At 47.6% G+C, this 22,012-nt stretch carries 13 protein-coding genes and 1 riboswitch; of the genes, 9 read left to right on the top strand and 4 right to left on the bottom strand.

Annotated features, from left to right (window positions below):
* Positions 1-102: 102 nt before the first annotated feature.
* The 3 genes from mrcB (at position 103) to SSED_RS20325 (ending at position 7,010) form a co-directional block, all read left to right on the top strand.
* Positions 103-2,466: a penicillin-binding protein 1B gene (gene mrcB / locus SSED_RS20335; RefSeq protein WP_012144228.1), complete on the top strand. Its 2,364-nt coding sequence runs from the start codon at positions 103-105 to the stop codon at positions 2,464-2,466.
* A 405-nt stretch (positions 2,467-2,871) separates the two neighbouring features.
* Positions 2,872-4,794, top strand: a complete 1,923-nt coding sequence (locus SSED_RS20330; protein ID WP_012144227.1) for an FG-GAP repeat domain-containing protein — start codon at positions 2,872-2,874, stop codon at positions 4,792-4,794.
* 281 nt (positions 4,795-5,075) lie between these two features.
* The gene (locus SSED_RS20325) at positions 5,076-7,010 is read left to right on the top strand and encodes an Ig-like domain-containing protein (RefSeq protein ID WP_012144226.1); all 1,935 of its coding nucleotides are present in this window, start codon (positions 5,076-5,078) and stop codon (positions 7,008-7,010) included.
* An 88-nt stretch (positions 7,011-7,098) separates the two neighbouring features.
* Here the strand turns inward: SSED_RS20325 and SSED_RS20320 are convergent, their stop codons facing one another.
* The 4 genes from SSED_RS20320 to SSED_RS20305 form a co-directional block, all read right to left on the bottom strand.
* Positions 7,099-7,944 (bottom strand): PepSY-associated TM helix domain-containing protein, encoded by an 846-nt coding sequence (locus SSED_RS20320; RefSeq protein WP_012144225.1) that lies wholly within the window; start codon positions 7,942-7,944, stop codon positions 7,099-7,101.
* Between the two features lie 85 nt (positions 7,945-8,029).
* Positions 8,030-8,548: an FMN-binding protein gene (locus SSED_RS20315; RefSeq protein ID WP_041421836.1), complete on the bottom strand. Its 519-nt coding sequence runs from the start codon at positions 8,546-8,548 to the stop codon at positions 8,030-8,032.
* 206 nt (positions 8,549-8,754) lie between these two features.
* A complete protein-coding gene (locus SSED_RS20310; protein ID WP_012144223.1) occupies positions 8,755-9,942 on the bottom strand; it encodes a porin in 1,188 nt (395 codons plus the stop codon).
* A 267-nt stretch (positions 9,943-10,209) separates the two neighbouring features.
* A complete protein-coding gene (locus SSED_RS20305) occupies positions 10,210-12,402 on the bottom strand; it encodes a TonB-dependent receptor family protein (RefSeq protein ID WP_012144222.1) in 2,193 nt (730 codons plus the stop codon).
* Positions 12,403-12,684: 282 nt separating this feature from the next.
* Here SSED_RS20305 and SSED_RS20300 point away from each other — a divergent pair, with 282 nt between their 5' ends.
* The 6 genes from SSED_RS20300 (at position 12,685) to SSED_RS20280 (ending at position 21,612) form a co-directional block, all read left to right on the top strand.
* Positions 12,685-13,386 carry a DUF3581 domain-containing protein gene (locus SSED_RS20300; protein ID WP_012144221.1) on the top strand — a complete coding sequence of 234 codons (702 nt, stop codon included), beginning with the start codon at positions 12,685-12,687 and terminating at the stop codon, positions 13,384-13,386.
* A 591-nt stretch (positions 13,387-13,977) separates the two neighbouring features.
* Positions 13,978-14,141, top strand: a riboswitch (glycine riboswitch).
* Complete coding sequence (locus SSED_RS24880; RefSeq protein ID WP_190273174.1) at positions 14,140-14,277, top strand: hypothetical protein; 138 nt, start codon at positions 14,140-14,142, stop codon at positions 14,275-14,277. Its footprint overlaps the riboswitch before it by 2 nt.
* Before the next feature lie 23 nt (positions 14,278-14,300).
* Positions 14,301-15,680, top strand: coding sequence for an alanine/glycine:cation symporter family protein (locus SSED_RS20295; protein WP_012144220.1), 1,380 nt, complete (start codon positions 14,301-14,303; stop codon positions 15,678-15,680).
* Between the two features lie 382 nt (positions 15,681-16,062).
* Positions 16,063-19,737, top strand: a complete 3,675-nt coding sequence (locus SSED_RS20290) for an ATP-binding protein (RefSeq protein WP_012144219.1) — start codon at positions 16,063-16,065, stop codon at positions 19,735-19,737.
* Positions 19,737-20,390 (top strand): condensin complex protein MksE, encoded by a 654-nt coding sequence (locus SSED_RS20285; protein WP_012144218.1) that lies wholly within the window; start codon positions 19,737-19,739, stop codon positions 20,388-20,390. The genes SSED_RS20290 and SSED_RS20285 overlap by 1 nt, the downstream gene beginning before the upstream one ends.
* A 1-nt stretch (position 20,391) precedes the next feature.
* Positions 20,392-21,612 carry a hypothetical protein gene (locus SSED_RS20280; RefSeq protein WP_012144217.1) on the top strand — a complete coding sequence of 407 codons (1,221 nt, stop codon included), beginning with the start codon at positions 20,392-20,394 and terminating at the stop codon, positions 21,610-21,612.
* Positions 21,613-22,012: the final 400 nt, after the last annotated feature.

The following is a 22,012-nucleotide window of genomic DNA, read 5'->3' as shown; positions in this document are numbered from 1 at the left end:
GGAAAGAGCTCCCCGGGATACCGCTTGATTAGAAAGTGATACCAATTACAAATGACTCAGTGGCTGGAACCTGGCCGCTGAAATCGATTTATCGGAATAAAGATGACACAGAAAGAGACAACAAAGAGAGCGGCTAAGAAGCCAGCCCCTAAAAAAAGTGCGGCTAAAGCTAAGCCTAAAAGAAAAAAGCGCGCATCGAAGAAACCATCATCTCCGGGCTGGGGACGTCGTATCTGGTCGATAAGCTGGAAGTGTGCGCTTATCCTGATAGCGGCGGTTTTTATCTATGGGATCTATCTGGATCAGATCATCGCCCGCAAATTTGAGGGACAGAAGTGGCATCTGCCCGCACAGGTATTCAGCCGCTCCATGGCCCTCTATCCGGGCGCAGCGGTGAGTCATAACCAGCTCATTGCAGAACTTAAGTTGCTCGGTTACCGCAAGGTCACTAACCCGAGGCAGGTCGGCGAGTTTTCGGCCTCGAAAACTAAGGTCGATCTGTGGCGCCGCCCCTTCCTGCACCCACAAGGTTCTCAGGCGGAGCAGAGGGTGATGATCACCTTCGACTCTCAGGGTGTCAGCTCGGTTTCCAGAAGCAAAGATCGGCGTCAGTTAGCGGTTTTTCATCTCGAACCTGTGTTGCTCGACCGTATTCTTACCGGGGATGGTGAAGACAGATTATTTGTGCCGGCGCAAAAGATCCCACAACCGATTATCGATGCCCTTATCTTAGTGGAAGATCGCAGCTTCTATGAGCATCATGGCGTCAATCCGTTTGCGATTGTCAGGGCATTGATGGTTAACATCAGCGCCGGAAGGACGGTGCAGGGGGGCTCGACCCTGACTCAGCAGCTGGCTAAAAACTTCTTCCTCTCCAGTCAGCGCTCACTGGTGCGAAAAATTCGGGAAGCCTTGATGGCGGTGATCATCGATTTCCGATATGACAAGGATGAGATCTTAGAAGCCTACCTCAATGAAGTGTATATGGGGCAAGATAAGGCTCGTGGCGTACACGGTATGGGGCTGGCCTCTCAGTTCTACTTCGGTCGCCCGATTGCCGAGCTGACCTTGCCGCAACAGGCCTTTCTGGTGGCGGTGATTAAGGGGCCCTCCTATTACAACCCATGGCGATACCCTGAGAGAGCACAGCAGCGAAGAGACTTGGTCTTGAGGCTATTGATGGAGGCGGATCAACTCAATGTCGCTCAGTATACGGCGGCGGTCGAATCCCCTCTGGGGCTGCGTAAAGCGGATAAGCCTGTACACCAGAAGCTGCCGGCATTCTTTGCCGTGGTGCAGCATGAGCTGGCGAGACGCTTCGGTGACTCTCTGCTTAAGCAGTCCGGGATAAAGGTCTATACCACTCTCGATCCTATGGCTCAGGAAGCCGCGGAAAAAGCGGTTAAGAAGACCATGGCACGCTTAGGCAAGAGTGATAAATCTCTGCAGGTAGGTATGGTTGTTACCGACAAATACTCTGCCGGTATTGCCGCCATGGTTGGCGACAAGGTACCCGGATATAAAGGGTTTAACCGCGCCGTAGAAATACGTCGTCCTATCGGTTCTTTGGTAAAGCCATTCGTCTATGCCACGGCGCTGAGTCATGGCGACAAATACAACCTGGCGACGCCGATAAAAGATCAGCCCATCACGCTCAAGAGTGGTCAGGGGAAAAGCTGGTCGCCTAAGAATGTGGATAAGCAGTTCAGGGGAGAAGTACCCCTGTTAACCGCCTTTAAGAAATCGATCAATGTGCCTACGGTCAATTTAGGCATGGCTATCGGTGTGGGCAGTGTGGCGACCACATTAGATAAGGCGGGTTGGCGGGATAAGATCCCTGAGTATCCCTCTATGTTGCTTGGCGCGGTAAATGGTTCTCCCTTGATGGTAGCGCAGGTATTTCAGACCATCGCCGACAACGGTCGTTACCGAAAGCTAAGCTCGATCACTTCGGTGTTGGATATGGATAATAATCCGTTGCCGGCATCGCCGATAACACCTGTTCAGGCACTGGATCCTGCAACTAACTATCTGGTGCAGTATGCGATGACACAGGTGGTGGACTCAGGCACCGCCTCCAGACTGGGCAAAGCCTTCCCGCGCACCACACTGGCAGGCAAGACCGGAACCAGTAATGACTCCCGGGACTCCTGGTTTGCCGGTTTCGATGAGCGTAATGTCGCCGCAATCTGGGTTGGCCGTGATGACAACGGCAAGACGAAGCTCTATGGCAGCAGCGGCGCCATGGCCGTGTATCAGGACTTCTTAGGTGACAGGCCGCCTATCAGTCTGAGAAGAACGCCGATCAATGGCGTTGTTAACGGTCATTTCGAGCGCACCACCGGTGTAGCCAAGCAGGCGGGCTGCGAGAACTCGATTGCACTGCCAGCGCTGGAGTCCAGTTACCACCCGGCGAAGAACTGCGGCGAGCCCCTTTCCTGGTGGCAGAAGCTCACGGGTGGATAAGAGTGGGGAGGGCTTGTCGAATAACAAGCCCTTTAAGTATTTTTGTTTGGTTTCATTGGGCTGAATGCGTATTGGGTTAGCCTTCTGAAGCCTTTTACTTTAAATTTATCTATAGCCTGCGGCTGGCTTAATGTGCAAACACTTCAGTGACACGCCGCAAGCACAATCCCTGTGGGCTCTGCGACAGCCTCCCTGCTGTCGAAGGTCACTGCCGCGTTTACATCTGAGTGTTTATTTTTTGCTTTTTGTTTTCCAGACTTAAGGCTTAAACCTTTCATCTTACAGCTGATTTCAACATTTAGTTGTAACCAAAAGTATCGTTACTTTTTCTATCGATATTCATTGTAAACATATACTTGGTCAGATATTATCCAGCAATAATCTTGTTAAGAAGGGAGTCATAACATGCTGATATATTGCAGGTTTGCATTAGTCTTTATCAGTTTTATTTTATTGGGTTGCTCGGGTTCAGACGATAACACAGAGGAGGTCAACCTTCCGCCAGTCATTGAGCTGCAAGCGCCATCATCTGCGCTCTCTCTCGAGCAGGTAACCATTACCGCTCAAGTTACCGATCCTGAAAATGACACAGTTTCTCTACTCTGGCACCTGAGTTCCGATGCCGGGCTCGATATGGAAGTGGTCGATGTTAACGAGCTGAGTTATCAAATTCCGCTGACCTCGGTCGATACAGCTTACACAGTGACCTTAGTGGCTACCGATAGCCATGGCAATCAAGCGTCCGAGTCATCGACCTTTACCGTGCCAGCGTTGGATGTGAGCTTTACACAGCCCTTCGATGCGATATCCCAGCGATATGTGGACACAGAAGCTAATCTGCTAAATATCGCCTCTACCGATATCATCTATGGCTGGGGAATTAGTCAATATCCTCTTACCATTATTGCGCCTAATCGGGTACGTTTTTTTGCCGCTAAAGAGCTGACGGAAGAGTATGATCCTAATGCTGAGCCCGAACGTATTCGCGGCGAGGGGATCACCGAAGATTTGCTGCTGACGCTAACTGTGTCAGATGGGAGCACCAGCATCGACTTTGACAAGACGATTATCGTTCAACCCATCCAGAAACTGACTTCATGGCCGGAGCACATTGTTAGCGCAGAAATGCAGGCTACAATAACTGCAGCAACTATTAATAGTTTAGAGGTTATCGATAACTGCCTCAGTCGCGAGAATACGGTCAAGAATTATTTCGACTACAACCAGAATGGTGTCGATGATGTTTTCTGTACCTACTCAGATACGCTCTATTTTTATCTGTCGGATATCGACTCTGCCGGAAAAACCATCTATACCGAGTCAGTTGTAATTGAAAACCAAGTTCTTACCGAGTATTCGGAGCTTATCGATCTCGATAAAAATGGCATCCCCGAGCTAGTGCTGGCAGTAGGTCCTGGGTATGTTGGAACCCTCATTTCGCTAACTTATAATTCATCGAGCCATTCTTTCGATGAGAAGGAGCTTATAGATATCGGTTATAGTGCAAAAGATTATCGCCTCACCGAGGCAAATGGCATCTTGTCTATGGCGATTCGAATCGATGGACAGCAGATTTCAACCGGCCTAGCAACTGATTATATTAAGGCACTTATCTTCGATGCTAAGGGAGAGGAGCTTAAAAAGACAGATGAGTTCGAAGTTGTGGAGTGCCTGGACTGTGTCTTGGTTACCTTGGCTGTGGGTGATTTGAGCGGACAAGGTGTCGATGAACTGTTGATTGAGAACCGAGAATCCAGTATTTACGGTCCCTCGAATTTTCATAATAGGGTGAGTACCATTAGTGGTGATTACACTAAATTATCTGCTTTTCCTATGTTTTTCAGGGAGGTGTATCAGGAAGATATTCATGATGATGGAACGCTTGAGTGGGTAGGAGTAACCGAAACCTACAAAGATGTAGGTATATTTATCCCAGACTATAAGCTTCACTTAACGCTGGACCAAGAGGGCGAGCCTAATACCGAGGTGTTAGAAAGTTACTATAGTGATCTATTTTTCAACTATGGATCAGAGTCTTATGCAGCGGATTTGAATCAAGATGAGCAGTTAGATGAGTTCACTAAGCTTAGTTACTATGAAGAAGACTATTATCAAAAGGATCGCTTCTATAGTTACACGCTAGCCGGGTCAGATAAGCGGGTGCTCATATCCACTGAATCATATGACACTATCCGAGATGACTTTATCGGTCTGGAGGATATGAATAACAATGGCTATCTGGACCTCAAGTTTGGTCAGGTTTCTGAGAATAACATCGAGACTGTGACCTCCTGGCTCGAGAATGTAGAAGGCTATCCGTTCGAGTAATAGATTCAGCCTGTTTTAAAGAGAGCACTTATCTTCATATAGGTGCTCTTTTTGTAGGTGCTCTTTTTGGGGGGGAATCAGCATGAAATCAGAACACTAACGGGCTGACTTCTAACCGTCACTATCTGATTTTTTCTGGTACCTAAGCCTTTCATCTACCCTTGATTCTTAGATTCAGTTATTACCAAAATAATTGTTCGTTTTTCTATCAATATCCATTGTAAATGTATACTTGCTTAGATATCATCCAGCAATAATCTTGTTAAGAATGGAGTCATAACATGCTGATATATTGCAGGTTTGCATTAGTCGTTATCAGTTTTATTTTATTGGGTTGCTCAGGTTCAGACGATAGCTCTGAAGAGGTCAATCTTCCGCCAGTCATTGAGCTGCAAGCGCCATCTTCCGCGCTCTCTCTCGAGCAGCTAACCATCACAGCTCAAGTCACCGACCCTGAAAATGACAGTGTATCTCTTAGCTGGCAATTAACCTCAAACGCAGGCTTTAGCATGAGCCTCGAAAATACCACAGAACTCAATTATCTCGTCCCTTTTACCAAAATTGATACCGCATATACTGTCACTTTGTTGGCGGAAGATAGCCAAGGTAATCAAACGACTCTATCCTCTGAATTCACTGTAGCCGCATTAGCGGTCGATTTCTCACTGCCCTTTGGGGCTGTGACACAGCGCCATATTGATGTTGAAGCTAATATACGCAATATTGCGACTGAAAATCTAAGCTATCAATGGCGAGTTTCACAGGGCTCTGAATACCCTTTAATTGAGCCTGAGTCTCGGCGAGTTCGCTTTTATGCGGCTAAAGGACTGACCGAAGATTACAATCCAGATAGTTCACCTGAATATCGCCGTGGGCTAGGTATTACTGAAGAGATGCAGTTGACGTTCTCAATATCACATGAGGGTGAGACTCTAAACTTCGACAAAGCATTTACCATCCAACCTATTCAAAAAGTGCCAGAGTGGCCCCTGCATACAGTGCCGGCTAAAGATTCAGTTGCAAAGGGGTTAGCTAATAATGTTATCCAGGCTAATGCCGAACAAAGCGATAACTGTTTAAACAAGGATAATGCCGTCAAGCACAATTTCGATTTTAACCAAGATGGTGTCGATGACATATTTTGTTCTTCTTATACTTATTATAGTAACCTTTATTTCTATCTATCCAATGTAAGTTCAACAGATGAGATAACCTATACCGAGTCAATATTAATCGGCAAGCGCAGGAGGCTGGTTGGAAATGCTGAGTTAATCGATCTAAACCAAGATGGTATACCTGTATTAGTGCTTGTCGTCGGTACGAATTTGATATCATTTTCGTTTGATGCCTCAACTTTGAGTATGGTGGAGAAAGAACTTATCGACTTAGATTATTATCCCGAAAGTTATCAGTTAGCTGAAAAAGATGGCACTTTATCCATGGCTATTGAGATTTATGATCATCTAGATCTTGGTAAATACCTAATTTACCAAATTAAGGCACTAATTTTCGATATAAAGGAACCTGAGCTGCGTAAAACAAACGAGATTTCAATTGCCTACTGTATGGAGTGTTGGGTTCAGAGTGCCATAATAAATGATCTCGGTGGTCAAACCGGAGATGAATTAATTATCGTGCATAGTGAGCTAAGAGTTAATGGTCCTACTGGTCATAATAGTAAGTTAAATGTCGTCAGCCCTGATTATACTAAAGTTATTGAATTTGGAGCTTTTCATACGGTTTACCAGGAAGATATTGATAACGATTCAACTTTAGAATTGGTTGGTTTCACAGAAGCTTATTGGGGAGGAGGGCAATCTTCCTACGGGCTAAAATTGTTATTATCTTTGGACCAAAACGAGGAACCTCTGAATATAGTATTGAAAAGCTATTACAATGATATTTTGTTTGATTATGCTGCTGTTCCAAATGAAATTGATATCAATCAAGATGGAAAGTTAGATAAGTATTTTAAAAACAAGCATATTGACAATTATTATAAAAAAATGGATCTAATTCATGTTTATCGGTTAGCCGATTCAGATAGAGAGGTGCTGATAGCCAGGACTCCTTATGGTGTCCCCATTGATGATTTTATTGGCTTGGCAGACATGAATAATGATGGCTATTTGGATATAAAGTTTGGCCATATAAATGATAACCAAGAAGTGGTGACCTCTTGGCTCGAGAATGAAGCTGGCTATCCATTCGAGTAATTGATGTAGTTATTTAAAGAGAGAACTTATCTTCAGGTAGGTGCTCTTTTTTTTAAGGAACAGAAAACTTAAACTTAGTTATACTTGCTTAACGCTCTTCTTGATCCTCAGATCTCGGACCCCGAACCTTTCTCTTCCTTTTCTTAGGTTTCTGCTGTTGCCAGATATAAATGCCGGATATGGCCATGATGATCAGTGCCAGCGCCACCAGATCCATAAACCAAGGGCCTAAGCTACCGAAGAAGCGCCCGCTGTGGATATCCAGCAGGACGCGCTCCCAGGTGAGATGGTGCGAGCGGGCTTGCAGGGCGATCGCCTCACGCTCATCTGTCACGCTGATAATAATCTCATCGCTATCGGCCGTAAGTGGTACGGTCCAGGCTATCGGGGCAAATGGCTGAGTCTGATTCCACTCGATAAGGTCATTGTCGGCCATAAAGGTGCCGGCAGTAGTGTTTAACCAAACCTGCTCATCAAAGCCGATAGCCTCAATTCCTCTTGGCAGCCCGGTCGAGGCATCCTGTTTCTCTAACACCTCGCCCTCTTTCGAGAGCAGGTAGAGGTTGCTACTGTCGACGGCGATCAGCATTCTGCCCAGAGATAACATTCCCTTAATCGATGAATCGGCTTCGACGGCGAGTCGATTGTCTATCCAGATAAGGTTATCTGAACTGGCAAGCTTAAGTGGCGATGTCTGGTAGATATCTATTTGAGAGGGGGGAGTGATGCCATAGTAGTCCAGCAACCAGTTCTGCTTTACATGGGCAGTATCGATGGAGAGGTGATTGCTATGATTAATCAGCACGCCGCTCAGGGCCATCAATAAGATGAAGAGCGCGCTGATGACCCCAAGGCTGCGGTGCCAGGGACGAAGCTGTTTGGTTATTTGAGTTCTGAGACTTTTCTTACGATGATGGTGATGCTTATGAATCATTTAGTTATTCTTATTCTTTATTCTTAATATGGCATAAGCACCATATCGAGGGCATAGGCTGTAAGTTTAAATACCTCTTACGCTTTTAGCCCTTAGTGACATGGTTATCCAACCATAGTGCAATGCGTGATAGTTTGGTCAGAGCCCTGACGGACAATGTGGCACCGGTTATCCCGTCGATATGTTGATCGAGTTGAAGATCGTCCTTTAGTTTGGCCGATTTGAATTGATCAGTAAAGAAATCATGTCTTACCTCATCGCCACGGCTCTCCCGGTAGACGAGAACCTTGGTTTGGGCTATCTGCTTATCTTTGATGTGAATAGCGACTGTGATAAGCGACTCTTTACCTACCTCCTCTAATATCCAAACCGTTTCGGCTTCCTGTTGCCAATATCTGAGGCGCATCTTCTTGAACCTATGTGCCAGTATCTGTTCGATAACCTGTTGAGCCTCATCGTCTATCCAAAAGACTTTCGATTTTGGAGTGGGGGCATTGAATGCCTGACTGATAAACTCTTCCGGTTGCTGGTAAACACCCTTCGAGTGGACATTGAAGCTTAGAGTAAATAAAAAGAATATAACGAGAAGAGAGTTCAGCTTCATAATGGACTCGGGGGTTGGGCTTATGGGTTTAGAGGGTATCGAAAAGTTCATACACGCTATCACTATTAATAAAACCTGCTATCTATTAAAATCTGCTATCTATTAAAACCTATAGTCAAATAACCTAAATCAGATTGCTTAAATCTTCTAAGTTATTTGAGTATAGATGAGCGCCCATGAAGGGCACTCATAACATCGAGCTTAGATTAGAACTGGTAACCTACACCCAGGTTGAAACCGTCTGAATCTTTAGCGCCGCCAACTTTTTCGTAGTCAGCCTTGAATACCACGTTCTCATGCAACCAGTAGTTAATACCTACGTTGGTTTGCTCAATTTTAGTGTCTTCGCTGTTACCAGCTTCGTTGTCGTATTCGTTGTAGCGAGCAAACAGACCGAAGCTTTCGTTGAAGCGGTATGAAGGCTCGATGTACCAACCGTTTTGCTCATCACGACCTAAGGCTTCTGCTTCGTTACCATCGATATCCCATTGAGCATAAAGGGCTTTAACTGTGAAACCCTGGATGCTGTAGATAGCGTGAGCAGTCAAAAGAGTTGCAGAGGCTGTGTCTACGCCACCTGCACTCTGAGTGATATCTGCTTGGTATTGAGCGGTTGCAGCAAGCTCTAAACCTGGAACGCCTGTGTATTTAGCGCGCGCCGTGTAAGCAAGATCTGAAGCATTTGCCTTAGCTACTTTCTGGCGACCGCTACGGATGTTGTAGGCTTTACTGCCTTCAGTAGCAACTTCAAGACCACTGGTTACTGCACCATCGAATGCCAGACCTGGAGCGGCCTTTACATTAAGTGCTGCACCGGCTTCCCACCAAGTTGCCGGAAGAATGTTTTTCTCAACCGGGTTACGCTCGACGCCATAGAATGCTGGTGGCTCGTGTGTTTCGTTGATGATACCGACAGGCATCAGGAACAGACCCGCTTTACCGGTAAACATCTCGCTGAAGTCATGCTCAATATAGGCTTGCTCAAGCTCTACTTCACCTGGCTTACCATCACCGGAAAGTGAGTGTTCAAGCTCAACTTCAGAGAAGAAACGTGTTTTTTCACTGAACTCATGGCCGAAGAACAATACGAAACGGTGGAAATCGATTGATTTTTTATCGCTGCCAGACTTGTTATCGGTAATGTTGTTGTAGTGAAGTTCACCATAACCACCGATAGTTGTTGCACTCTTAGACTCAGCAACCTCTTCTACGACATCGGCTGTCTTCTCAACACGAGTTTCAGTGGCTTCGAGACGACGTTCCAGATCTTGTAGCACCTTTTGCTGCTGCTCGATCACTTTACGTAATTCTTGAGTCTCTTCAGAAGCAAATGCAGTTTGGCTGGCGAAAAGGCCAACCAGTGCGGTTGCTATCAGTGTCTTTTTCATCATCATTCTGTTCCCTGTTGTTATGTAAGGGTTATTTAATTTGGAGGGATTCTAACAACTGATGTTGATAATGCAAACGGTTATCATTTGCTTTTTTGATAAGGATCAACAAATGTAAAGATAAGGTAAATCGCTTTGAGACTTGAACTGATTGGTGGTATGAATTGTATCTATTTGTTTCTTGGTGCTTATTTGTTTTCTGGTAATAAAAAAGGTGAGCCGAAGCCCACCTTTTTAAAGATTTAAAAAATTTATCCGTTTTTAAGTTCTATGTTAGAACTTGTACGAATATCCGACAGTTACTGTCATTGGCTTACCCGCTGAGCTTGAACCGTGAATCTTAGTTGCGACATATTGCTCGTCAAACAGGTTCTCGGCTGTCAGGTAAACTTCCTGAGCTTCTGAGATAAAATAACGTCCAGAAAGATCGACTATGGTTCTCGCTTCGATTAGCTCATCGCTTGGGATGCTACCTTCACCGGCCTCTGTACGGATATCATCTGTGTAGCGTGCCGCTAAGGTTAGCTCCCAGTTGTCACCTGCAACACCTGCCGAGGCAAATAGGATGTTTTCAGCAAGGTAAGGTAGTGCGTAGCCCTTCTCAACATCACCCCAAAAATCAGATTCGAAGCTATTACCAAACTCTGCATTGGTGTAGGTGTAAGCAAGTTTGACTGGGAAGTTGACCTGACCGTCACTATTGAAGTTATACCCCAGGCTAAGCTCCAGGCCTTTAATATCAACTTCACCTGCGTTGTACTGATCACCAATATTTTCATCATTACAACCAGCGAACTCAGTGCAGTCACCGTGCATATTACTGTAGTCACTGTAGAAGAATATCGCTTCAGAAGTTAGCTCACCACTGTTGTAACGGGCACCAGCTTCATAGTTCCAGCTCTCCTCCTCTTCACCTTGGCTATTGCCTGGCGATGAAGGTGAGAAACCTTTCTGAACGCCAGCAAGTACAAGTAGGGCATCGTTAACTTGGTATGTGGCTGATAGCGAAGGCATGAACGCCGAGAAGCTATTGTCTTTTACCTTATCTGGCTCGCCGTCACGTCCAGGGTTCTCTTTACCCCAGTCGCGGCGGTTGGTGGTAACATCTTCGTAGCGCACACCTGCGGTGATATTAAAGTCACCGAAGTTTATTTTATCTTGTAGATAAAGTGCTAAAGCTTCAGCGCTGTCGATACGGTTAGAGTCGGTTCCAGGGGTGCCAGCTTCGGACATCACCATCACTTGGTTCGATCCCATAGTGTAAGTATCAACCCACTGGAACCTGTCCATCTCATCTTCGTGGTAGCGAGCACCGAAGGCTATCTCATGGCTATCTAAGTACCAATTAAGTTCGGTTTGAATACCCTGTGAAATATAGGCACGGTTGTTAGCTTTAACATCGACCTCAAGATCACCTGAGGTGGGATCTTTATCGAAATCAGAAGCTATCTGGGTACCATCACCACTGATCTTTTCACCGTTAACCTTGTTGGTCTTGTACCAGTTACGCTTAAAGTCGTTATGGTAAACCGTAGTACCTAAGGTGACGTTGTCACTGAAGTCGATAATGTGGTTGATCTGCAGCTGCTTATGCTCGGTGTTCATCACATCTTTTTGTGATGCCGAGTAACGGTTATAAGGGTTTGCTGAAAAGTCTTCATCGGTGAGGCCCATATAGGTCTCGTTAGATGTTTCATCTGAATACTTAAGCTTAAATTCCAGTACCTGATCGTATTTGGCATCTTTGGCTGAGCGTACGCTGAACTTGGCCATGGCATCGTTCTTCTTGAAGCCGGTGTCACCGCCTACGCCATTGATATCTTTAAAGCCGTCGGCCTGATAACGATATAGATCGACAACAGCGCCTACGCGCTCTCCCTGGCCGCCTGCATAGCCATGCAGTTTTCCGAAGCCATCCTGTCCTGCTGCGATATGCAGCTTACCGGCTAACTCCTCCTCAGGGATCTGCCTCGATAGCATGTTGATCACGCCGCCTGTGGTGCGGGGACCATACTTAACCGTTGAGCTACCTTTAAGAATCTCAACTGACTCCATGCGGCCAGATGTTGGGAAGTAGTAGGCTGCAGAAGAAGCATAAGGGGCTGGGGCTGCGATAACGCCATCTTCCATGATGGTGACCTTCTCAGAGCGGTTTTGCCCCGTGCCACGCATACCGATATTTGGGCGAAGACCATAACCATCTTCCTCCTGAATATATACACCCGGAACCGATGAAAGAGTGCGCATAATATCTGTGTATTTAAAGGTATCGAGCTGCGCCTCGGTGATCTGATGTCCACTTCCCGGAACTGTGTTGAGCGGGTTTCGCTTGCCAAAAATGCTGATCTGCTCCATCGGGCTGGCATGTTCATCGCCTTGAATTTCCTGAGCGAACGATGAGGTTGACAGTGCGCTAAGTAGCGCCGTGGAAAGCAGGCTGAGTGACAAGGTTTTAGGGTGCGGCATAAGATCTCCGTTACGCAATTAATACCAAAGGTAAAATAATCGAAGTCGACTTATTAAACCCGTTAATGAGAGTGGTTATCATTTCTATGCGCATCCTAAGCTGCTTGTATTAAAATTAACTTAAGCTCAGATTTCTTTACAATTGTTAACTCGTCAGGGCTGTTGCCCAAAGTCTGTATTTGGCTTACAAATTCTTGAGCGTTAAGTCATCGGGTGAGTGTTTCGGGGGTTTTGATATAAAATGTGCGGCTATTTTATGCTTCAACAATTATTTGAGTGACTATGTTTCTAACTCCATATTATAAAAAAGAAAATCAATCGGTCTCAATTCTCCCGTCTCAGGCGAGTGACTTTGCAAAAATCGTGGCTCAGGATTTTAATCCTATTCATGATGAAGGTGCCAAGCGTTTCTGTGTACCAGGAGACCTGCTATTTTCTTTGGTGTTAGGGGAATATGGTTTAAGTCAGAAGATGAGCTTCACCTTCGCCGGTATGGTGGGAGATGGAGTTAAGTTAGAGTTCCCCGAGTCTGTCGGTGAGAATTTTGACGTTCATGATGATAAAGATAAACACTATCTGAGTGTTGAGCGACATGGCGATGTGAGAAGTTGTGAAGCTCAGGTTGAGTCCTTTATCCGTAGTTATGTGGCTTTTTCCGGACTGAACTTCATTCATGTGCTTGTGCCCATGATGGAGCAACACCAGGTGATGATAAACCCGGCGCGTCCTTTGGTTATCTACGAGAGCATGTCATTCGATCTCAATACGCTCGATTTTACCCAAGTGACGCTTTCACTGGTTGAGCAGGAACTTATCGTCGACGGTAAGCGCGGTAATGTCACCTTGAAGTTTGAGTTACATAGTGGCGATACCTTAGTGGGCACGGGAGTGAAAACCTTGGTCATGAGTGGCCTGCGTCCCTATGAGGCAGATAAAGTGCAAGGTATGTGTGAAACCTATGAAGGCCGCAGAACCAGCTTTTAATGTTTGAATTGTTTTAACGTTTGTAGGCTAGTCATCCTGAACCTGTTTCAGGATCTAGCTTGAATGTAGGCATTTACCGTTATTCTGGATGTGCTAGTTTATCGTCTGTCTGAATGGGCTGATTTTGTCATTCTGAACTCACTCTTTGTAAAGAGCTGAATCCTGGCCATGTATCGAAAGCCTCTATCTCATGGCTCGAAACGTTTAAAGATTCGCGGCTAAAGCCGCTCCTACATAAAAGAACTCTGGCCCCTTCCTCGCCCCTAGAACCTAGCATCTCGAACCTCGCTCCCTCTCTTCTGTCCAAAAAAAACGCACTTACCGAATTGAAGATAAAAGTGTGATCTAACCGACTTGAGCAAAGCCCGAGATTGCTGCATTCTGTGCAACCTGCCGGATCTATCGCGATTATTCACGATACGTTTGGCAATCCGTTCGGATGAAGGTAGCAGGAGAGTGGGGAATTGCCCCCACACCGACGAGGCAACTTTGGTTTAGCGTTTTAATTTAGTACTTTTTATTGAGTACTTTTATTTAGCTCAGACCAAATACTCTTTCAGGTGCCAATTGTGATTGGCGTGGACTGTTACTGGACGAGCCTCTGGAGAGATCGTAAACAGGTATTCAAATCTGAATAACTGTATTGCGGCGCCGAAGGCGAAAGTGTCACAGTGAATTCGTTCACTGACCAATAGCCAAACTTATCGTTTGGGTATAGACGCGAAACGCTCAGGCAAAAGGACAGAGGAGAGGATGACTGCACAGTCCCTGTCGTTTGTCGTCGTGGGCTATTTTTACCGTTTGGCTTCTCTGCCCGGTGAATATGGCTTGCTATTGCGTCCGGCGCGTCGCTCAACAGCCATTTCTTTTCCTCCTCCGTTTATTAATTAAGTCGTTTAATACTCGAGGAATGTATGAATTTTCAACTCTTAATCGCCGACCTGCTGGCTAATGTTAACGCCATCGTTTGGGGACCTATTACCTTATGCCTCCTGGTGGGTACGGGACTCTACCTCACCGTGAGACTCAAGCTTATTCAGGTATTTCGCCTGCCTTTAGCGCTGAAGCTATTATTTAAACCCGCGACGGGTAAAGGGGACCTCTCGTCCTTTGCCGCCCTTTGTACTGCTCTCTCTGCCACAATCGGTACCGGTAATATTGTCGGTGTCGCCACCGCTATCAAGATAGGTGGCCCCGGCGCCCTGTTTTGGATGTGGCTAGCGGCATTCTTCGGTATGGCCACCAAGTATGCCGAGTGTATGTTGGCGGTAAAGTATCGCACCACAGATGCAAGGGGACGGATAGCCGGTGGCCCCATGTACTATATCGAGCGTGGTCTGGGACTTGGCTGGATGGCTAAATTGTTCGCCGTGTTTGGTGTCGGTGTCGCTTTCTTCGGTATCGGTACCTTTGCGCAGGTCAACGCTATCAGCGATGCCATGTCCATTGCCTTCCATGTGCCGACTTGGGTAACGGCTCTGGTGTTAACCGTGCTCGTCGCGGCGGTCACTCTGGGTGGGGTTAAGCGTATTGCCAATGTGGCGCAGAGGCTGGTACCGACCATGGCGCTGGGCTATGTGCTTGCCTGTGTGTGGATCTTAATCGCTTTCTCAGATCAGATTCTGCCGGCATTCGGGTTAATTATTGAGTCTGCCTTTACACCTATCTCTGCCGCCGGTGGCTTCCTCGGGGCGACGGTAGCACAGGCGCTGCAAATAGGTATTGCCCGCGGAGTGTTCTCAAATGAAGCGGGATTGGGTAGCGCGCCGATCGCCGCTGCAGCAGCCAAGACCAATGAGCCGGTAGAGCAAGGCTTGGTCAGTATGACGGGCACATTTTTTGATACCATCATCATCTGTACCATGACCGGACTGGTGTTGATCATCACCGGAGTGTGGAGTGGTGAAACTGCAGGCGCGGCCATGACCAGTGCCGCATTTGCCAGTGGTGGTTCGGCATTGGTCGGCCAGTACTTAGTGACGGTCGCTCTGGTCTGTTTTGCCTTTACCACGATTTTAGGTTGGCACTATTACGGTGAGCGTTGTTGGTACTACCTGATGGGAGACAGGGGCCTACGGCTTTATCAGGGATTGTTTCTGGGTCTGATTGCTGTCGGGGCTTTCATTCAACTGGATATGATCTGGTTGCTTGCCGATACCGTTAACGGCCTGATGGCGATTCCAAACCTTATAGCGATTATAGGCCTGCGACATGTTATCCATGCCGAAACCCTACGTTATTTCTCTAAACGTGAAAGCAGTGAAATGGACAGAGCCGAGGTTGTGACGGGCTAACAATCAGAGACAGAAGGTGTGAGTTTATGCGACTCACACCTTCGATTTTTGTTAGTCATAGTGCATGCGTTAACTTCTCTTTCTCAGCCCTTTCTCTTCGCGCTAAACCTGAGTGTCAGCCTCTTCTTCAATTGCTCTTTCCTTGAACGTCATTTTGATGCAAATTAGCGTATGATCCCGCTTTTAAACTTCACTGAACATTGCCAGTGTGCACTTAATTGCGCTCGCTGCCGCTTTGATCTATTTTAGTGTCTCTGAAAAGATCGCTACGTGAACCTGAAGGTTGACGAAAAGTGCGCAGAACCGCCCCCGGCTCTGTGCCTGTGATGCTCTATTGCCTGCTTTGGCCTCAAATTGAGGCTCTGTTTGGATAAGGAAAGAAATGCCAAGCTTGAATCGAATTGTGCTTATCGATACGCACCTACCCGGCGTAGTGGAACTCGCCCTCGACGGCCACACGAATATCTGTGGTACCAATGCCTCAGGAAAGACCACGCTTCAGCGTCTGGTCCCGGTTTTTTATGGTGAGTATCCAAGTCGAGTCGTGCCCTCTACCCGTGATAGCTTCGAGCGTTGGTACCTGCCCCATGATTCAAGTTTTATCATCTATGAATATAAACGCGATGATGGCCAGTTAAATCAAGCGGTTCTGGCCTCTGCCGGTGATGGTAAAGGGGTTAATTATCGTTTCATCGCTAAGGGCTTCGAGCTTGAAGATTATGTGAAGTCAAAAAATGGCGACACAGTGCTTTGCCATACCATGGCGGAGCTGGGCAGGGAGATGAAGCGTGCAGGCGTCGCGGTGACTAATCTGCTCAATACCCGGGAATTTCGCGCCATCATTCAAAATGATCGTGCCCTGTTGAGTACCGGAAGTAATCGCACCGAGCTTCGTACCTATGCGAGGCAGTTTTCATTATGTGAATCCGAGCATTCACTGCGTCATATCGAAAAGTTAGCCAAGGCGGTGCACTCGAAAGAGGGCAAGATGGAGACAATAAAATCGATGGTCGCCGCCATTTTGGAAGAGGATGGTGTTAATCCGCCGAGCTCCCGCCTGAATCCTCAGCGCGTCGAAGCCTGGATACGAGACAGCCAGCTTATTCAGGGATTCGAGCAGATCCGCCCGGAATTTGAAAAGCTTGAGCAGGAGTTTAATCAACTCTTGAGCGCCGAGCTGCGCCTTGCGAGTCTTAAACGTGGCTACAGTAAAGATGAAACCACAGAGGTGGAGCGTCAGGAGCATAACCAGGACCTTTCTAAATCCCTCAATGGTGAGTTAAGGCAGTTAGATGATGAGTGGAAAGAGCTGCGCGATGAGCTCAGTTTAGATCTATCGGCCGCGAAGGGTGACGTTGCTAAGTGTGAGTATGAGTTAGACGCGATAGAGGACCAACACGGCGCCTTCTTAGATGCAGATATCGAACAGGCCAAACTGGACTTAGAGCAGCTACCCAATTGGCGTGGCAGTCTTGAGAACTTAACCGAGCGCCATAAGCTGCAGACTGAGAAGCATCAGGATATCGAAGCGGCATACAATGCCCGTCGCAGTAAAATTGGTGAGGGGCTCAACCGGGAACTGGAAAACCTGCATCAGGCTCAAGATAAGCAGCGCGAAGCCAGAGACAAGCAGCGTGAACAGGGTCGAAGCGAGCTGGAGGCGTTGGGGGGTCAATGGCGCGAGCAGATGGACAGTGGCCGTGAAAAGTTCCAACAAGAGGAATATCAACTTAAGTTATCGACAGCCGAACTTAAGGTGCGTGTCGATAGCGTGACCTATACCGAAGAGGAAAAGCTGGCATTGGCCGTGTTCGATGAGCGGATCACACGGGCCGATGAAGATCAGGAAGTATGCAATGCCAAGGTCGACAGGTTAACCATTGAGGAGCGTAAACTTCGTGCCAAGCGAGACCAGGCCAATGAGAGCCTGCGTCTGGCCGGTATTCGCGTGACAGAGCGCCAGAGTGAGCTCGACGAGCTGCATCATATCCTGTTTCCTCAATCTCATACTCTGCTTGAGTTTTTACGCAAAGAAGCCGATGGCTGGGAGAACACCATAGGTAAGGTGATTAACCCAGAGTTGTTACATCGCAGCGACCTGCACCCGGCCATGCTCAGCGATAATTTAGAGGCCATCTACGGAATCAACCTGGATCTTAAGGCTATCGAGTCGCCGGAATATGCATCTTCGGAGCAAGAGTTACGTATTCGTCATGCTAAGGCCGAAGAGGCGTTACTCGGCGCCAAAGAGTTGCAGGCCGAGGCCGAAGATAGCCTGGTCGCCATCAATGCTGAATTGGATGGATTGACCCGGGAGCTGACCTTTGCCCGTACGGCATATAAGAACAGTCGTGACGATCTTCGTCGCCTGTTCGATGAGAAGCGCGCCGAGCAAGATAAGATCAATAAAGCACTCAAGGAACGAAAATCAGAAGCGCAGAAGAAGCTGAGTCGTTTAGACAGTGATATCAAGCAGCTGAAGCATCAACACCAGGAATGGCTTGAAGAGCAAAAAGAGCAGGCATTAGAAGCCAGAATGGAGAAAAATGCCTACTGGCAGGAGGTGGTTGGCGCGTTAGACTCTCAGTTGGAGCAGACAAAGGAAAATATTCAACACAGGCGCGATCACGCTAAGAGCGAGCTTAAGGCCTGTGAGCAATGGTATAAGAACGAGCTTAAATCCCGCGGCGTCGATGAAGATAAGATCCTGGCGCTTAAGCAAGAGATCCGGGGACTGGAGTCGAGTATCAGTAAGGCTGAGCAGCGTCGTAACGAGGTACTCAGATATGAAGATTGGTATCAGCATACCTGGTTAATGCGTAAGCCTAAGTTGCAAACAGAGCTGAGCACAGTTAAGCATGCGACCTCAGAGCTCGAGCAGCAACTCAAATCTAAAGCCAATGAAGTTAAGGCGAAAAGGCAGGAGCTGGACAGCCAGCGTAAGCAATCTGATGCCATACAGGTAGAGGCATCGGAGAACTTAACTAAGCTGCGTAGCGTGATGCGTAAGCTTAGCGAACTTAAATTGCCGGCAAGTAATGATGACGCTCAAGGGGGGCTCACCGAACGTCTGCGGCAGGGTGAAGAGCAGCTACTGAAAAGAGACAGTTTATTAGGCTCGGTTAAGCAGTATGTGGAGCATTTCGACTCGGTTATCGCCAGTAAGTCAGGCTCGAGTCTGTCTGAGACCTGGGAGCGGGCTCGTGAAGAGTCGAGCTTTGTAAACGATAAAGGGATCCGTCTGCTGGATTACCGCAAGCTGGTTCCTCAACTCGAACAGCTGCTCAATGTGATGGTGCCGCAATCGATTATGGCGCTTCGCGAACAGGGGCGAATTTTTGGTGTCGATCTCACCGCATTTTACGATGTACTGGCCGATATCGATCGCCGCATCGCCTCACAAAGTGCGCGGATCACCCGTGAAGTGGGTGAAGAGCTGTTCCTCGATGGCGTTTCCGAGTCGGCGGTTAAGATCCGCTCTCGGATCAGCGAGCTGGAGTTCTGGCCTGAGTTGGAGGAGTTTGTTAAGGCCTTCCGTCAGTGGAAAGCCGATGGATTCAGTGAACTTCCCGATGAAAACTACACCAATAGCATGCGCCGAGCCCTGGATATTATCGGCCGAGCCGCACTCTCCGGTGGTATCTCCAAGCTGCTCGAGATTGAGTTGAGGCTAAAAGAGGGCAATAGCGATCTGGTGATCCGCACCGATCGTCAGCTCAATGAGTCTTCCAGTCACGGTATGGCGTATCTGATCTTATGTAAGTTCCTGCTGGCATTTACCCGCCTGCTACGTGGCCGCTCGAATGTCACGATTCATTGGCCTATCGATGAGCTTGGCACCTTGCATCATGGCAACGTAAAGAAGATCTTCGATGCCTGTGAAAACAACAATATTTCCGTTTTGGGCGCCTTCCCCAACCCTGAGTCTGAGGTACTTAACTTGTTTGCTAACCGATATATCATCAATAAACAGACCAGGAAACTTCAGGTGGTGAAGCCTCAGGCTAATCCCATCGCAGATAAGTTGAATAAACGATTCGCAAGGGAGGCGGTGTAATGAGTGAGATGACAGAAACCGCAATCGTCGGAACGGGCGCCATCATAGAACGTCTGCTTAAGGGAGAGTTTATCTGCCGAACGACCGATGAAGAAGCCTGGCGTTCACTGAAAAATTCAACCACTAAAGAGCGGGTCGAAACCTATCTGAACCAGATAAATCGGACCATAGGTTCGGCGGGAGAGGGAGAGGTGTTCTTCTGCGGTTATCTGCAGTTGGGTGAAAAGGAGCGCAAGGTGATCTCCTCTCAATTCAGAGATATCTGTAATGCACTCATTCCCCTGGTCGAATGGCTGGTGCTGGTACAGGAGTCCAGTGGGCAAGATGCCCCCCTGTCGGAGGGAGCCGCGGTACGCTTAACTGAGCTGCAAACCCGCATAGAAGACACGCCGGCATTTAGAGAGCAACTGGCTAAGATAAGCCATTACCGTCTGTTTGGCTCGACCAGTAGCAACGTCGATGCCCAGATTAAATTGGTGTTCAAACGTCTGGTCGAGTTGGGCTATCTTACCCGCCCCAATACCGAGAAGCAGATCTTTATCGCCACCGGCAAGTTAGATTATCTCTATGAGGTTATCCGTTTTATCGATGAAACCGAAGGGCTGAGCCTGGAAGCACAGGCTGAGACCGCGACCCAAAGGGATCTGGTTTAAGATGAGTACAAACTTACATCAGGCCGGGGTCAAGCTGCTTAAGCAGCTAGGCAGACACGCCGATCTCGTTATGGATGTCTACCTTTCGGGCTCTGTGCCTGAAGGGGGGGAGAACGCTGCCGCGATCGAAAAGTTGCGCAAGAGTGAGATCTTGTGGCGTCCGGAGCCGGATCAGGAGTTACGTCTCAAGCGTTCGGTGCGCGCCCTGCTCGAAGAGGCGCTGAGCGATGAGCGTAATCGTCAGATCGATTCCAATGTGGGCTCCTCGTTAGCTAGCATCAAGACCTTGGCCGAACATTATAAAGAGGCACGCCATAACGTCGATTATAGTGCTTCAGAGGCCTATTTAGCCGACTTGAATGAGCATGTTTACAGTTTCGCCGAAGGGCTGAGATACTCGATACGTGTGCTCTGGAGTCGCATCAATAACGAATTTGGTTATGTCGGTACCATCAACGCCAAGATCCGTGAAAATGAGTTAGCCCAAGCCCAAGTGACTGAGCTGCTCAACGGCTTGGAGATGTTCCAGTTCAGTGAGCTGGGTGAAATAGCGGGGGACATTCGAGAACTGCGAAAACTCCTGGTCACCAGCCTGCAAGAGACCCTGAGTGACTGTACCCAGGAACTTAGCGTCGTTCAGAGCCGATTGCTCGAATTACTAGGGCGGTTCCGCCAAATAAGAGGGCGAACTCGTCTGCTTAAGGGCTGGCTGCTTTATACCGATCTGCATCCTGATTACGCTCCAGCCGATCATGTCAGCCACAAGCAGTTGCCGACGCTATTTAATCGCGCGGAAGCCATCCTGGCACCTGCAGCGGTAGATGTTCATAACACAGGTTATGAGCCCGAGCTGTTAGATATCGTTTCGCGCATTAAAGCCATCGCTCGCACGAGCCATGATCCTCAGCTTCGCGAGCATGATGTCAGTGTCTCCCTGAGCCAGGCGGAAGATTTTGATATTCCGGATAACCCGCTGAAACTGGCCGTCGATGAGTACTTCTGCTCGGTTATCGATTCGGGACGCAATCAATCGGCGTTGGAGTATCTGGATGAACAGGAACTGCCCTGGGAGAGGGAGAGTTGGCTCTATCAGGTTATCTGTGGCTATGAAGGTCTTCCCGAGGAGCACAGGCACTACTTTGAACTGGAGCCTATCGGTGAGCCCGATCCGGTCTACACAGGTAACTTTATCATTCGGGATGTAGAGATCTGGCTGGCTTAAATACTTTGGCTTAAACACTTTGGCTTAAATACTCAGTCTTAATATGGACTTGTGTTCTGTAAGGGCCGTTGATAGGTTTCCCCCATCAACGGCTCTTTTTTAACCAAAAAACAAACTAACTATCCTGGCATGAGCTTATTGCTGGCTTACCGCTCTGCTGGATGCTTACTTGTTAGTGCTATTCACTGCCTTGGCGTTGCATCTTGGTGGTATTGACTGTTGAAAGTGTGTTTGCACTAGGGTAGGTGTTGCTCAAATGATAATGATGTAAAAGTTATTGTTGGCGCTGGTGGCGTCTCTGTCTGTTTGTGTGTGTTTTTATGCTTGTTTATGCGGGAGTTATGAAGTTGTATCAAATTGCATAATTTCGATTCTGATTGAAATTGTGGCCAGCATGATT

Source organism: Shewanella sediminis HAW-EB3 (assembly GCF_000018025.1).
In the GTDB taxonomy this organism is placed as follows: domain Bacteria; phylum Pseudomonadota; class Gammaproteobacteria; order Enterobacterales; family Shewanellaceae; genus Shewanella; species Shewanella sediminis.
Note: the sequence above shows the minus strand (reverse complement) of the source record. Positions and strands in the feature narration are given on the sequence as shown.